The organism is Kitasatospora sp. NPDC051705 (assembly GCF_044453265.1).
GTDB lineage: Bacteria > Actinomycetota > Actinomycetes > Streptomycetales > Streptomycetaceae > Kitasatospora.
In genome coordinates this window covers 188834-202504 of record NZ_JBITCO010000007.1, presented here as the reverse complement: position 1 = coordinate 202504, position 13671 = coordinate 188834, and the positions used below count along the sequence as shown (strand labels likewise).

At 73.5% G+C, this 13671-nt stretch carries 13 protein-coding genes; 7 read left to right on the top strand and 6 right to left on the bottom strand.

Translation table 11 applies throughout. The annotated features are described in order from the left end of the window. Window positions 1–138: 138 nt before the first annotated feature. Window positions 139–1380, top strand: a complete 1242-nt coding sequence (locus tag ACIA8Q_RS12280; RefSeq protein ID WP_396317112.1) for an RNA-guided endonuclease InsQ/TnpB family protein — start codon at window positions 139–141, stop codon at window positions 1378–1380. Here the strand turns inward: ACIA8Q_RS12280 and ACIA8Q_RS12275 are convergent. Further along, the gene (locus ACIA8Q_RS12275) at window positions 1377–1784 is read right to left on the bottom strand and encodes a hypothetical protein (RefSeq protein ID WP_396317111.1); all 408 of its coding nucleotides are present in this window, start codon (window positions 1782–1784) and stop codon (window positions 1377–1379) included. The two genes, ACIA8Q_RS12280 and ACIA8Q_RS12275, sit on opposite strands and share 4 nt — an antisense overlap. A 363-nt stretch (window positions 1785–2147) precedes the next feature. Here ACIA8Q_RS12275 and ACIA8Q_RS12270 point away from each other — a divergent pair, with 363 nt between their 5' ends. The 5 genes from ACIA8Q_RS12270 (at window position 2148) to ACIA8Q_RS12250 (ending at window position 8064) form a co-directional block, all read left to right on the top strand. Beyond that, on the top strand, window positions 2148–2660 hold the full coding sequence (locus ACIA8Q_RS12270; protein WP_396317110.1) for a ricin-type beta-trefoil lectin domain protein: 513 nt from the start codon (window positions 2148–2150) through the stop codon (window positions 2658–2660). Between the two features lie 553 nt (window positions 2661–3213). Continuing rightward, window positions 3214–4617, top strand: coding sequence for an MFS transporter (locus tag ACIA8Q_RS12265; protein ID WP_360210440.1), 1404 nt, complete (start codon window positions 3214–3216; stop codon window positions 4615–4617). Between the two features lie 191 nt (window positions 4618–4808). Further along, window positions 4809–5279: an SRPBCC family protein gene (locus tag ACIA8Q_RS12260; RefSeq protein ID WP_360210442.1), complete on the top strand. Its 471-nt coding sequence runs from the start codon at window positions 4809–4811 to the stop codon at window positions 5277–5279. After that, window positions 5276–5746, top strand: a complete 471-nt coding sequence (locus tag ACIA8Q_RS12255) for a MarR family transcriptional regulator (protein WP_360210444.1) — start codon at window positions 5276–5278, stop codon at window positions 5744–5746. Before ACIA8Q_RS12260 ends, ACIA8Q_RS12255 begins: the two co-directional genes overlap by 4 nt. A 323-nt stretch (window positions 5747–6069) precedes the next feature. Then, window positions 6070–8064: a discoidin domain-containing protein gene (locus ACIA8Q_RS12250; protein WP_396317172.1), complete on the top strand. Its 1995-nt coding sequence runs from the start codon at window positions 6070–6072 to the stop codon at window positions 8062–8064. A gap of 107 nt (window positions 8065–8171) precedes the next feature. Here the strand turns inward: ACIA8Q_RS12250 and ACIA8Q_RS12245 are convergent, their stop codons facing one another. Together ACIA8Q_RS12245 and ACIA8Q_RS12240 are read right to left on the bottom strand one after the other, a co-directional pair. Next, a complete protein-coding gene (locus ACIA8Q_RS12245) occupies window positions 8172–8549 on the bottom strand; it encodes a peptidoglycan-binding domain-containing protein (RefSeq protein ID WP_360210446.1) in 378 nt (125 codons plus the stop codon). Window positions 8550–8857: 308 nt separating this feature from the next. Next, window positions 8858–9478, bottom strand: coding sequence for a TOPRIM nucleotidyl transferase/hydrolase domain-containing protein (locus ACIA8Q_RS12240; protein WP_360210448.1), 621 nt, complete (start codon window positions 9476–9478; stop codon window positions 8858–8860). Window positions 9479–9598: 120 nt separating this feature from the next. Between ACIA8Q_RS12240 and ACIA8Q_RS12235 the strand changes: the two genes are divergently transcribed. After that, complete coding sequence (locus tag ACIA8Q_RS12235) at window positions 9599–9919, top strand: hypothetical protein (protein ID WP_360210450.1); 321 nt, start codon at window positions 9599–9601, stop codon at window positions 9917–9919. Between the two features lie 12 nt (window positions 9920–9931). Here ACIA8Q_RS12235 and ACIA8Q_RS12230 read toward each other — a convergent pair whose 3' ends face one another. From ACIA8Q_RS12230 to ACIA8Q_RS12220, 3 genes are all read right to left on the bottom strand, one after another. Then, on the bottom strand, window positions 9932–11674 hold the full coding sequence (locus ACIA8Q_RS12230) for a methyltransferase (RefSeq protein WP_396317109.1): 1743 nt from the start codon (window positions 11672–11674) through the stop codon (window positions 9932–9934). Window positions 11675–11758: 84 nt separating this feature from the next. Then, window positions 11759–12970 (bottom strand): 4-hydroxybenzoate 3-monooxygenase, encoded by a 1212-nt coding sequence (locus ACIA8Q_RS12225; RefSeq protein ID WP_360210454.1) that lies wholly within the window; start codon window positions 12968–12970, stop codon window positions 11759–11761. 105 nt (window positions 12971–13075) lie between these two features. Continuing rightward, entirely contained in the window at window positions 13076–13618 is a 543-nt protein-coding gene (locus tag ACIA8Q_RS12220) for a hypothetical protein (protein ID WP_396317108.1), read from the bottom strand. Window positions 13619–13671 lie beyond the last annotated feature (53 nt).

Sequence of the window (13671 nt, the reverse complement as noted above, 5' to 3'; positions counted from 1 at the left end):
GGTGCGGCATCTCATCGCTGAACACGTCGCGCCGGTGCTTGGTCACGAAGGGCAAATGAATGTGCACCATCGAAACGAAGGCCTTGCTCGCCTGTAGTCAGTTTCGGGTGCCATGGAGCGGACGATACGATCGCGGTCGTGCAGCTCAGGTACAACTATCGGGTGTATCCCACGTCTGGTCAGCGCATGGCGTTGGCAAGGGCGTTCGGGTGTGCCCGCGTGGTGTACAACGACGGCCTTCGGGCGCGTCAGGAAGCCCACGCTGCGGGGCTTCCGTACATCAGGGACACCGACCTGCAGAAACAGGTCCTCACCGCGGCGAAGCGCACTGAGGATCGGGCATGGCTGGCGGAGGTGTCATCGGTGGTGTTGGTGCAGTCCCTGCGGGACCTGCACACCGCCTACCGGAACTTCTTCTCCTCGGTCACCGGCAAGCGCAAGGGGCCGAAGATCGCGCCGCCGCGCTTCAGGTCCAAGCGGGACAGCCGGCAGTCGATCCGGCTCACCGTCAACGGCTTCCGCCTGCGGGACAACGGCCGTCTGTACGTGGCGAAGATCGGCAACCTCGAAGTCCGCTGGTCGAGGCCGCTTCCGGCCACGCCGACCTCGGTCACGGTCACCAAGGACGCCGCGGACCGGTACTGGGCCAGCTTCGTCGTGGAGACCGCGCCGCATATCACCGCCGACCTGGACTTCGGAGGTGATCTGGACGCCGAGACCGGGATCGACCTCGGGCTCACTCACTTCGCCGTCCTGTCCGACGGGAAGAAGATCGACGCGCCGAAGTTCCTGCGTCAAGCCGAGCGCAAGCTCAAGCGGATGCAACAGGCCCTGAGCCGGTGCGCGAAAGGCAGCAACAACCGGGCCAAGGCCCGCAGGAAGGTCGCGCGCCAGCACGCCCGCGTAGCCGACCGACGCCGGGATTGGCACCACAAGGAATCCACGCGACTCGTACGCGACAACCAAGCCCTGTACGTGGAAGACCTCGCCGTCTCGGGCCTCGCCCGGACCAACCTCGCCAAGTCCGTGCACGACGCCGGATGGTCACAGTTCCTCATGATGCTGGAGTACAAAGCCGTCAAAAACGGCCGCTACTTCGGCCGCATCGGCCGCTTCGAGCCGACCTCCCAGATCTGCTCGGCCTGCGGGATCAAGGACGGCCCCAAGCCCCTCTCGATCCGGCACTGGACCTGCGAGCGCTGTCGCACTACCCACGACCGCGACGTCAACGCCGCACGTAACATCCTGGCCGCCGGACGGGCGGACAGGCTAAACGCCTCGCAGAGCGCAGGTAAGACCGGCCCCGTTCCGGCGCAGCGCGTTGAAGCAGGAACCCACCGAGACGGCCAAACGACCGTGGTAGGAATCTCAGCCCGCTAAGGCCGAGAGGACGTCAAGTGATGTTCGAAGTACCGGTGCGGCCCGTGCGCCGCGGCGTCGCCGTCCGTGGCGGGGACGCCCTCGGCCCACGGCGTGGCCTCGATCTTGGTGCGCAGGACGGCGAACCCGGCCCGGGCCAGCCGCCCGGCGGTGCGGGCGGTCGCCGCGGCCGTCTCCTCCAGCGTGCCGCGGGCGCGCAGGGTGAGCATCGGCTGGGAGGGCGCCGCTCCCCGGGCCAGCAGGATGTGAGTGAACTTCAGGCCGTGGTCGGCGGCCCACGCGGCCAGCGCCTCGGCGGCGCCCGGCCCCACGGTCAGGTGCACCTCGAAGTCACCCCGCAGGCCGGGCAGGTCCGACGGGTCGTTACGGCGCTGGTCAGGACAGGTGGCGAGCATGGGCAGCATGCTGGCACCCCCCTGTGACAACGCCCCCGCCGGGGCCACCGGCGCCCCGGCGCCCGGCCGGTCCCGCTCGGCGGCGACGGGCTCGTCCGTGCACCACCCGGGGCCGGTCCGGGCGCGGGGCCGCTCCCCCGGGCCTTCCCTCGCCGTCCGCCCCTCGCCTCGGGGGCGGACCGGCTCCGGTAGGGACACCCGCCGCGGCCCCGGGGACACGCCGACGGTTGCGGCGGTTCCGGGCCATCCGGTCGGTGTACGGATCCATAGGGGTCACCCGTCTTGCCGGGGCCCGGGGCGGGTGTTTGCGTCGGATCCGTGACCGGACGTCGAGTCACGGATCCGAGGGAACAGCGCAGAAGGAGAATCCTCTTGTTCAGTGTCAAGCAGGCCGCCGCCGTCGCCGCCACGGCCATCGCCGTCGCCGGTGTGCCGGCCACCGCCCCCACCGCCTCGGCCGCCGGCGCCTCGGCCGGTCGGCCGGTGGTGGTGGCCGAGAACGTGCGCTTCTTCAACGAGGAGACGAACGGAGCGCTGGACGCCAGCTCGTTCGGGCCCGTCGCCGTCACCTGGGAGGCCAACGGCGGGGCCTTCCAGGACTGGCTCCTGCGCCCGTCCCCCCGGGGCTACCTGATCGAGAGCGTGGGCAGGCGCGGCAACTGCCTCCAGGCGCCGGCCAACCCGGGCGAGCCGCTCCCGGTGGTCAAGTGCAACCCGAACGTCCCGACCCAGCAGTGGGCCTTCGACCGGGTCGGCGACCGGGTCGTCATCGGCCAGATGCTCGACGAGAACTACGTCATCGAGGCGACCACCAGCGGCAGCCCGGTGGTGAAGAGCTTCCGCGACGACAACCCGCGCCAGCTGTGGGACATCACCCCCTCCTGAGGCGGCTGCGGGAACACGGCAGGGCCTGGCACCGGTTCAGGTGCCGGCCCGTTCCGGCCGCCGACCGCGGGGAAGCCGCCGCTGTTCGATCCGTGATCCAGGCCGTGTCCTGCGGCCCCTCCCCCGCTGGTGCGCAGGAAGTCGGCCGGGCCGACTTCCTGCGCACCGGCTTCCGGCCGGCCCCGCCCCTCCGAGCCGCGCTCGCGAGCACGGGCCCAACCCCACGGGCGGTGGGCAAATGGGCCGAAAAGGGGTCAGGGGTGAGAAGGATCACCTGCCGGAGCCGCGCAGCGGGGCGATGCGGGCCCGGGCCCGGCAGGACTGGTCGGGGGCCGTCGCGGCACGGGCGCAGGGCCCGTCCGCTTCGGGACCTTGGTCACGAATCCGCCCGACCTTCGGCCCGGTGGCGCCCCCTCCCCGCCCGGGCAACCGTGGACGGTCGCCCGGTGTGACCGGGCGACGGCACCACCCGCCGGGCGGTGCCGTTCCCTGCCGTCTACCCGGCGCACGCCGTGCGGGAGCACACCGTGCGCTCCGGAGGACCCGAAGACCCATGTCCAGCACCATCGACAACGCCCCGTATACCGCCTTCCACCGCAGACTGGCCCTGGCCTGCTCCGGTGGACCGCTGCTCGACGGCTACATCCTGAGCATCGTCGGCGTCGCCCTCATCGGGATGCGCCCCGAGCTCGGCCTCTCCACCGCCGAGGTCAGCCTGATCGGCGCCGCCGCCCTGGTCGGCATGTTCGTCGGCGGCGCGCTCTTCGGCGTGCTGACCGACCGCATCGGCCGGGAGGTGATGTACACCGCCGACCTGCTCGTCATGGTCGTCTGCTCGGTGCTCTCCTTCTGGGTGGACACGGTGTGGGCGATCGCCCTGCTGCGCTTCGTGCTCGGCATGGCCGTGGCCGCCGACTACCCCATCGCGACCTCGCTGCTCGCCGAGTGGCTGCCGGCCAAGCACCGCGGGCGGCTGCTCGGTCAGCAGATCGTCGCCTGGTACGCGGGCTCCGTCCTCGCCTACGTGACGGGCTACGCCTTCCTGCGCCTGGCCGGCCCGGGCAGCTGGCGCTGGATGCTGGCCAGCTCCACCGTGCTGTGCGTCGTCTTCCTGGTGATCCGCCGCGGCTCGCCGGAGTCCCCGCGCTGGCTGGCCGCCAACGGGCGGGTCGGTGACGCCGTGCGCGTCGTCGAGCGGCACCTCGGGGTGCGGGTCGACGGCCGGGAGCTGATGCCCGACCCCGCGCAGGTCGCCCGGCCCGGCGGGCTGCGCCTGCTGATGACCCCGCCCTACCGGCGCCGCACCCTGTTCTGCGGCCTGTTCTTCCTCTGCCAGGTCGGCCCGCTCTTCGCGATGCTCACCTTCGGCCCGCAGATCCTCTCGTCCTTCGGCATGCCGGGCGGCACGGTGATGGACACCCTGGGCACCGGCCTGATCAGCCTGGTCTTCCTGCTCGGCTGCTACCCGGCGCTGCGCCTGATCGACACCCGGGGCCGGCGGCCGGTGATCATCTGGTCGTTCGCCCTGATGACCGTCCCGCTCGCCCTGCTGGGCGTGTGGCCCACCGCCCCCGCCGCGGTCGCGCTGACCGCGCTGTGCGCCTACGCCTTCCTGTGCGGCGGGCCGAACGTGCTCGACTGGACCTACCCCAACGAGCTGTTCCCCACCGAGATCCGGGCCACCGCCGTCGGCGTCGCCACCTCGGTGAGCCGGATCGGCGCGGCCGTCGGCACCTACCTGCTGCCGCTGTCCCTGACCGGGCTCGGCACCGGCCCGACCATGCTGATCGCGGCCGGGACGACGGCCCTGGGCCTGCTGGTGTGCGTGCTGTGGGCCGAGGAGACCCGCGGCACCGCCCTGGGCGCCGCACCGGCCGCGCCCGCCGCCGGGGCCGCCCCGGCGGCGGGCGCGCGGGCGGGCGTCCCGTCCCAGCGCGTGGCGCAGTCCGTGCGCTGACGGCACCCGCTCCGGCCCCCGGTCCAGGTCGATGAGCCCCTGCTCCCGGCGTCCGTCCACGGTGGACGGGCGCCGGGGGCGGGGGCTTTCGGCCGGGCTCCTCGACCCCTTGGATCGACCCCTTGAAAGAAAGTCGTCGCGGAGATAGTCTGCGCGTAGAGCAAATCGGGAACGGGGAGAGGGGCACCACCATGTGGAACCACGAGTACACCGGTGAGACGACCGCGGCGCCGGAGGCGGTCTGGGCGGTCCTGAAGGACATCGACGACTGGGCCCGCTGGGACACCTCGATGGAGGCGGTCTCCCTGCTGGGGGCGTTCGAGGTCGGCGGCAAGGTGTCGATGACGCCCACCGGCCAGGAGCCGATCGTCTCGGTGATCACCGACATCCAGGACGGCGTCCGCTACGCCGACGAGACCGAGTTCGAGGGCGTCGTCCTGCGGTTCAGCCACACCCTGAGCCCCCGGGGCGACGGCGGCACCCGGGTGGTGCACCGGCTGGAGATCTCCGGCCCGCAGGCCGACCGGGTGGGCCCGGAGCTGGGGCCCGCCATCACCGAGGACTTCCCGCAGGCGATGGCCGCCCTGCTCGCCCGGGCCGTCGACCTCGCCGCCGGTGCCGGCGCCGGCACGGGCGGCGCCACGGGCGGCGGCGCCCGGTGAGCGAGGCCGCACCCGCCGCGGACGGCGGGCCCGACAGCCCGGGCTTCTGGCTCTGGCACGCCACGCTGCGCTGGCAGCGCGAGATCGCGGCCGCGCTGGCGCCGTTCGACCTGACCCACGCCCAGTTCGTGCTGCTGGCCTGCGCCTGGTGGCTCAACGGGCGCGGTGAGGTGCCCAACCAGCAGGAGCTGGCCAGCCAGGCGGGCACCGACGTGAAGATGACCTCCCAGCTGGTCCGCAAGCTGGAGGCGAAGGGGCTGCTGGACCGGGAGACCGACCCGCGGGACACCCGGGCCCGCCGGCTGCGGATCACGGCGCGCGGCACGGAACTGGCCCGCACCGCCGTCGTCGCCGTCGAGGAGGTCGACGCGGCGTTCTTCGGCCCCGCCGGGCGGGCCGCCGGCCTGGACGAGCGCACGGTGACCTCGCTGCTGCGACACCTGGCCGGGCCCGGCGGGCCGCGGTAGCCACAGGCCTCACGGGGCTCGGAGGCCGCGGCGGCCGCCGGGACGTCCGGGAGTCGAGTCCGGGCCGAGTCCCGGAGCACCCGGGAGCCCAGTCCGGGCACGGCTATTGACTACCAGTCCAACAGTGGCGATTCTCGTCACAACCGAGTGCGCGGTTCATGACATCCGGCCCGGACGGGCCGGTCCGCACGTCCCGGACGGTGCCCGGTGCCCGTCCGCGCCACCCCCTCACCTCGGACACGGGTGGTGACCCCTTGCACCGACTTCCTCACGGCAGACGCGGATTAGCCGCGCTCCTGGCCGCCCTCCTGACCCTGGCCGCCATGGTGCTCGCCGCACCGGCGCCCGCCGCACCCGGCACGGACGGCTGGTGGAACCCGACCGCGCGGCCCTCGCCCGACTCCCAGATCAACGTCACCGGTGAGCCCTTCCGCGGCACCGACGACCAGGGCCGGGTGCGCGGCTTCGTCGACGCCCACGACCACATCATGGCCAACGAGGCGTTCGGCGGCCGCCTCATCTGCGGCAAGTCCTTCTCCGAAGCGGGCATCGCGGACGCCCTGCAGGACTGCCCCGAGCACTACCCCGACGGCTCGCTCGCCATCTTCGACCTCATCACCAAGGGCGGCGACGGCAAGCACGACCCGGTCGGCTGGCCCACCTTCAAGGACTGGCCGGCCCACGACTCGCTCACCCACCAGCAGAACTACTACGCGTGGATCGAACGGGCCTGGCGCGGCGGCCAGCGCGTCCTGGTCAACGACCTCGTCACCAACGGGGTCATCTGCTCGGTCTACTTCTTCAAGGACCGCAGCTGCGACGAGATGACCTCCATCCGCCTCCAAGCGCAGAAGACGTACGACCTGCAGGCCTACGTCGACTCGATGTACGGCGGGCCCGGCAAGGGCTGGTTCCGCATCGTCACCGACAGCGCACAGGCCCGCGAGGTCGTCAAGCAGGGCAAACTCGCCGTCGTCCTCGGCGTGGAGACCTCCGAGCCCTTCGGCTGCAAGCAGATCCTCGACGTCGCCCAGTGCAGCAAGGCCGACATCGACCGCGGCCTGGACGAGCTGTACGGGCTGGGCGTGCGCAGCATGTTCCTCTGCCACAAGTTCGACAACGCGCTGTGCGGGGTGCGCTTCGACGAGGGCGCGCTCGGGACGGCCATCAACGTCGGCCAGTTCCTCTCCACCGGCACCTTCTGGAAGACCGAGAAGTGCGCCGGGCCGCAGCACGACAACCCGATCGGGCTCGCCCCCACGCCCGCGGTGCAGCAGCAGCTCCCCGCCGGGGTCGCGGTGCCCTCCTACGCCGGCGACGCGCAGTGCAACAGCCGCGGGCTCACCGAGCTCGGCGAGTACGCGGTGCGCGGGCTGATGAAACGCAAGATGATGCTCGAGGTCGACCACATGAGCGTCAAGGCGGCCGACCGCTCGTTCTCCATCCTGGAGTCCGAGTCCTACCCGGGCGTGATCTCCTCGCACAGCTGGATGGACCTCGACTGGATCGAGCGGGTCTACAAGCTCGGCGGCTTCGTCGCCCAGTACATGAACGGCGCCGAGGCGTTCAGCGCGGAGGCCAAGCGCACCGACGCGCTGCGCGACAAGTACCACGTGGGCTACGGCTACGGCACCGACATGAACGGCGTCGGCGGCTGGCCCGGGCCGCGCGGGGCGGACACCGCCAACCCGGTGCACTACCCGTTCCGCAGCCAGGACGGCGGCTCCCTCATCGACCGCCAGACCACCGGCTCGCGCACCTGGGACATCAACACCGACGGCGCCGCGCACTACGGCCTCGTCCCGGACTGGCTGGAGGACATCCGGCAGGTCGGCGGCCAGGACGTGCTGGACGACCTGTTCCGCGGCGCCGAGTCCTACCTCACCACCTGGGGGGCCTCGGAGCAGCACCGGTCCTCCGTGAACCTGGCCGCCGGCCACCCGGCGACGGCCAGCACCACCGAGTGGTGGAACCCGTTCGTCAGCTACGCGCCCGGCCGGGCCGTGGACGGCGACACCGGCACCCGCTGGGCCAGCGAGTGGAGCGACGACCAGTGGGTCCAGGTCGACCTCGGTGCCACCACCCTGGTCGGGCGGGTCACGCTGGACTGGGAACGCGCCTACGGGCGGGCCTACCGGATCGAGGTCTCCACCGACGGCAGCACCTGGCGCACGGCGTGGTCCACCGCCACCGGGGGCGGCGGCCTGGAGACCGCCCGCTTCGCCGGTGTGCCGGCCCGCTACGTCCGCGTCCACGGGGTGCAGCGCGGCACCCAGTGGGGGTACTCGCTGCACGAGGTCGGCGTCTACAGCGCGTAGGCGCCGCCCGCGGCCGACGGCCGCCCCGGGCCCGGAGTGGCACTCCGGGCCCGGGGCGGCCGCGCGTGCGTCCGGCCGGCTACCGGCTACCGGTCAGGGGCCGCTGGCTAGCGCAGGGTCGGCAGGGAGCGGTAGCAGCCGAAGGAGTCCTTGGTGGACTCGACCATGACGTCGCCGGTCCGCGGGCCGACGACGCCGTCCTGCTCCAGCGAGGCCCACTTCTGGATGGCCACGATCGCGCCGTAGGTGTCCGGGCCGAACCGGCCGTCCACCGCGATCTCCTTGTACCCGGTCTGGTAGTGCAGGGAGTTGGACGTCTGCTGGACGCACTTGACGCTGGCGTACGCGTTCGCCTTGCCGTAACCGACCCAGAGCGAGCCGGAGTTGGGTATCGCCTGGGCGGTGCCGCCCAGCAGGCCGGCGGTGACGAGCCCGGTCGTGGCGAGCAGGAACGCGCCGCGGCGCGCGGTGGAGTTGCGGTTCAAGGGGACCCCCGTAAGCGTGCAGGATGAAAGATCGTCAGGGTCCGCACCATACAACGGCCCACCGACACTCACCTGCGGTTTTCCCGGCGGGGCCGGGGACCGCTCCCCCGGTCACCCGTTCCCGTTCCCCGTTCCCGGCGCAGGCTGCTCGCGATGGCCCGTGGGGTGGCCACCGCGAGATCGCCCCCAGTGGACCGCGGGCGGCCGGGCGGGCGCTATCCGGAAACGGCGGACGGCCCCGCCGTTTCCGGACAGCCGTTTCCGGGGAGTCGTTTCCGGCCAGCCGGTGCCGGCCGGCCCGGCGCGGCTCACAGGCTCGCGAGCAGCGCGGCGAGCGGGGCGGGCACCCGGTCGGGGGCGAGGGCGCCGGCGAGGAGGCCGCCGTAGCGGATCTTGCGGCCCTTCTTCGTGCCGAGGAAGCGGCGCAGCCGGTCCTGCGGGGGGCGGTCGCGCTGCGCGGGCTGGCGCACGAAGGTCTGCCAGGCCGGGAGGTCGCCCTCCGCGCGCAGGACCTCCTCGACCCCGGCCACACCCAGGGCGCGGATGAGTTCGTCCTCCAGGTCCGCCGCGCAGACGAAGACCGCCCGGTGGGGCGCGGCGCCGGCCCGGTCGAGGGCGCGGTCGTAGAAGCGCTGTTCGCCCTCGTCGCAGAGGCCGACCAGGCGCAGCCCCAGTCCCGACGGGCCGAGCAGGGCGGCGTAGCGGCCCACGCTCATCGCCCCGCCCATCGGCTGGACGCACACCCCCTCGGCGGGCAGGTCCCGGCCGGTGAGCGCGGCCAGCGCGTCGACGGCCGCGAGGTCGCTGGGCCCCTCCAGCAGCACGGCGGTCCGCACTCCCAGCAGCCCGGCCAGTTCCCGCGCGGGTTCACCGGGGCCGCCCGCCGCCCAGCCCGCCACCGCGTCCCGCAACGCCTGCATGTCCACCATGGGCTGATTCTGCAGCTGACCGGGTGGCCCCGGCACCGCCTTTTCCGTCCGCCGGGGCCCGTCGGTTGTCGGTGGCGCGTGGGAGGGTGCGGTCCACGGGGCTGCGGGGACGGGGGCGCTATGGGGTACGTGGGCGGGGTCTGGCGGTTGGTGCAGGGCGGGGAGCCGCTCGGCGGGATCGTGGTCGACGACGCCGACTTCCCGTGGCTGCACGGTCGTTTCGTCCCGACGGAGGCGTTCGCGCGGGTGCGGCCGTGGTTCGACGAGTGCCTCGACCTGCTGGAGGCCGAGCAGTTCGAGCGCTTCGACGACTGCTACGACCGCATCGCCGCCTCCCTCTCCCTGGTGTCCCCGTCGGGCCCCGTCCCGGAGTTCCTCCTGCACGTCCGGGACACCCGCGCCTGGTTCCGCTGGAGCGACACCCCCTTCGACCCCGCCTGACCCGGCTGGACGTCAGGAGGGCCCGACGGTGGTGGCCGGGGTGGGGTGGGGTGGGCGGGTGGGGCTGGGGAGGGTGGCCCTGCGGGCGTGCAGGAGGGTGGCGCCGAGGGGCAGGGGGGTGCGGTCGAGGAGTTCGAGGCCGGCGTCGGCGAGCAGGCGGGCGTAGTGGTCGGCGCGGCGTTCGCGGCCGCCGGTGTTGCACCGCATGTGGAGGTCCCAGGCGGTGGCCAGGGAGGTGGAGGCGTCGGCGGGCAGGACGCGTTCGACGATGAGCAGGTCGGCGTGGGCGGGCATGGCGCGGGCGCAGTGGCGCAGGATCTCGCGGCAGCGCGCGTCGTCCCAGTCGTGCAGGACGCGGGAGAGCAGGTAGAGGTCGGCGCCCGCGGGGACGTCGGCGAAGTCGCCGCAGCGGTAGGTGCAGCGGTCGCCGCAGCCGGCCGCGTCGAGGGCGTGGCGGGCGGCCTCGACGACGTGGGGGCGTTCGAGGAGGACGCCGTGCAGGTGGGGGTGGGCGGTCAGGATGCGTCCGAGGAGTTCGCCGTTGCCGCCGGCGATGTCGACGACGGTCCTGGGGGCGGGTGAGCGGCCGACGGCGGTGACGGCCGGGTGGGCGGGGACGGGTTCGAACATGCGGGAGCTCGCGGCCATGGACCGGTCGAAGAGGTCGGCGAGTTCCGGGTCCCGGGCGAAGTGGTCGAAGTGGTTCTCGCCGAAGAGGTGGTCGAAGGCGGCATCGCCGGTGCGCACGGTGTGTTCCAGTGCGGCGAAGGACTGGTAGAAGGGGCCGCCGTACATCAGGGCCAGTGCCCGCATCGAGTCCGGGGTGTCGGTGCGCAGCAGGGCGCCGAGGCCGGTGAGGCGGAAGCCGTCGCCGTCGGGGGTGACGACGTCGAGCATGGCGAGGTAGTGCAGGAGGGCGTCGAGGGTGTCGGGGTGGGTGCCGGTGTGCCGGGCGAGGGTGGCGGTGGTGGTGGCGGTGCGGGGGTTCAGGGCGTCGGCGAGGCCGAGGCGGGCGCAGACGGCGAGGGCCTGGGTGGTCCAGGCGCCGGTGAGCAGGTGCAGGAGGGTTTCGGCGGGCTGGTGGGCGTGGTGGCGGGCGAGGTGGGTGGCGAGGATGTCGGGGTGTTCGCCGCGGACGTGGAGTTCGAGGCGGCGGTAGGCGGCCTTGGCGTCGGTGGGGGTGGTGAAGTAGAGGACGGTGGCGTCCTCGTGGGGGTTGTAGCCGCCGCCGTCGGGGGTGGCGTCGTGCCGGGCGAGGAGTGCGCACAGGCCGCGCAGGACCAGCGGGTCGGGGTGTTCGACCTCGAGGGCGAGGTGGGCCTCGTGCTGGTGGGCGCGTTCGTGGGCGGCGATGCGGGTCAGCGGGGAGCCGGGCGGGACGGTCAGGGCGAAGACCTCGACCTCGCGGGGTTCCCGGCCGGGGCCGAGCACGGCGGGGCGCAGGATCCTGACGTCGAGTGCGGCGGGGTCGTGGTGGTGGCGTCGGGCGAGGCGGTCGCGGACGACGACGCTGGGGATCGGGGGCGTGTCGAAGGCCATGCCGCAGGCGGCGAGTTGGGCGTGCAGGGTGGGCCGGTCGGGCGGGAAGACGAGCAGGGCGGCGTGGGCGAGGCGGCAGTGGGCGGCCAGGGCCCACAGTTCGGGGCCGTCGAGGCCGGGGAGCAGGAGCGGGAGCAGGGCGGCGGTGTCCTGTTCCCTGACGAAGGCGGCGGCCTGGCGCAGGCGGGTCTCGTCGTCGGGGGGTGTCGTCGTCATGGCGGGGTGTCCTCGGTGCAGGTGCGGGGTGCAGGGGTGCGGGTGCGGGGGTGCGGCGGTCTTGGGGGGGGACGGGCGGGCGGTTCAGACGCCGACGTAGTTCTCGGCGAACCAGTCCTGGTGGGTGCGGGAGGTGCGCAGCGATGCGAGGCGGGAGCGGCGCAGGGATTCGTGGAAGAACGATTCGCCGTGCGGTTGGCCGGGTTCGGCGTGCAGCAGCCGGATCATCCAGAGGGAGAAGTCCTGGGCGCGCCAGATGTGGGTCAGGGCCTGGGCCGAGTAGCGGTCGAGGGCGCCGCGGTCGCCGTGGGCGAGGGTGTCGGTGAGGGCGTGGGCGAGGAGTTCGGCTTCCAGGACGGCGAGGTTGGCGCCCTTGGCGGCGGAGGGGCTGATCAGGCTGGCGGCGTCGCCGGCCAGCAGGAGCGAGCCGTGGCGCAGTGGCTGGACGACGTCGGATTCCAGGTCGACGACGGTGCGGTGGGCGATCGGGCCGTGGTGCAGGGGGCCGTGGTCGTCGGTGCGCATCCGGGTGTCGAGTTCGTGCCAGATGCGGTCCTCGGTCCAGGCGTCGGCGGGGGTGCCGCGCTCGTACTGCAGGTAGTAGCGGGTGACGTGGGGGGTGCGGGCCATGTGGCCGGCGAAGCCGTGGGGGTGCAGGGCGTAGCCGACGGCGTCGAGGCTGGGCGGGGCCTGGGCGAGCAGGCCGAGCCAGGAGACGCCGTGGTCGCGGTGGTGGCGGACGGTGCCGGGGGGCAGGGAGCGGCGGGCGGCGCCGTGGCGGCCGTCGCAGCCGGCGACGTAGCGGGCCTGCCAGTGGTCGGGGCGGCCGTCGGCGTCGCGCACGGTGACGGTGGGGCGGGTGCTGTGCGGGTCGGGGACGGCGAGGGCCTCGGTCTCGAAGTGGATGCGGCCGCCGGCGTCGAGGTAGTGGGTGAGCAGGTCGGTGACGAGGTCCTGTTGCGGGTAGACGGTGTGCTGGTCGCCGCGGCCGAGGGTGGCGTAGTCGAGGCGGAAGCGGCCGTCTTCGGTGCGGAACTCGCAGGTGCCGTGCCGGTGGCCGCGCCGGTGCAGGCCGTCGGCGAGGCCGTGGCGTTCCAGGGTGCGCACGGTGGTGGCGGCGAGGAAGCCGGCGCGGGCGCGGGCCTGGACGTGGGCGCGGGTGGCGCGTTCCAGGACGGCGCAGTCGACGCCGTTGCGGTGGAGGAGGTTGGCGAGGAGGAGTCCGGCGGGCCCGGCGCCGAGGATGACGACGTCGGCGGTATTCCGGGGTGCTGGGGTGTTCTGACGTTGCGTCACAGGGAGTGGATCATAATCGGCGCGAAATACATCGAAGTGCAGAAATCACCCGAAGCAGTGAATAGGGTGATTTCCTTCTCGGTGGCGGGCCCTGGGGGCGGCCCCTCAGAGCACCAGTTCGACGAGCCCCGCGACCAGCCCGACGGCGATGCCCAGGACCGCCACGGCGCCGAGCCCGACGAAGAGGCTGACCACCAGCGCTCCGCCGTCCGGGGCCCTGCCGCGCCAGGCGCCGACCAGCAGCCAGCCCGCGGGGGCCGCGCCCAGCGCGAGGATCACGGCCGCCACGATGCCCGCCTTCACCGCGGGCGAGGACGAGGGCTCGTAGGCCACGCCGCCCACCAGGCGCACCGTGAGCCGGGCACCGGCCGGGTGCTTGTCGGTGGCGCCCCTCACCAGGATCGGGCGGGCCTGCGCCGGTGGGGCTCCGGCGGGCGTGAAGCGGCCGGCGCAGTCGGTGCCGTCGTTGTCCCCCTCGCTGTCGTACGCGTCGTAGCAGCGTTCCACCAGCACCACGCCGTCCGCGGGCCCCAGGCCCATGGCCGCCGCCATCCGGTCCGCGGCCGCCCACCAGGCCAGTGACACCGCCGCCGCCAGGAACGCCGTCGCCAGTACGGCCGCCGCCGCCCGCGCCATCGTCCGCCCCATGCCCCGCCCCCTCCGCGTGCCCGCTCCCCCGCACCGCTCCCCTGCCCGGTGGA

Excerpts from the sequence above, each read along its gene's own strand:
- ACIA8Q_RS12260 (WP_360210442.1), top strand. The coding sequence starts at position 4,809 with ATGTGGAACCACGAGTACACCGGTGAGACGACCGCGGCGCCGGAGGCG.
- ACIA8Q_RS12230 (WP_396317109.1), bottom strand. The coding sequence starts at position 11,674 with ATGACGACGACACCCCCCGACGACGAGACCCGCCTGCGCCAGGCCGCC.
- ACIA8Q_RS12250 (WP_396317172.1), top strand. The coding sequence starts at position 6,070 with ATGGTGCTCGCCGCACCGGCGCCCGCCGCACCCGGCACGGACGGCTGG.
- ACIA8Q_RS12275 (WP_396317111.1), bottom strand. The coding sequence starts at position 1,784 with ATGCTGCCCATGCTCGCCACCTGTCCTGACCAGCGCCGTAACGACCCG.
- ACIA8Q_RS12240 (WP_360210448.1), bottom strand. The coding sequence starts at position 9,478 with ATGGTGGACATGCAGGCGTTGCGGGACGCGGTGGCGGGCTGGGCGGCG.
- ACIA8Q_RS12220 (WP_396317108.1), bottom strand. The coding sequence starts at position 13,618 with ATGGGGCGGACGATGGCGCGGGCGGCGGCGGCCGTACTGGCGACGGCG.
- ACIA8Q_RS12235 (WP_360210450.1), top strand. The coding sequence starts at position 9,599 with ATGGGGTACGTGGGCGGGGTCTGGCGGTTGGTGCAGGGCGGGGAGCCG.
- ACIA8Q_RS12265 (WP_360210440.1), top strand. The coding sequence starts at position 3,214 with ATGTCCAGCACCATCGACAACGCCCCGTATACCGCCTTCCACCGCAGA.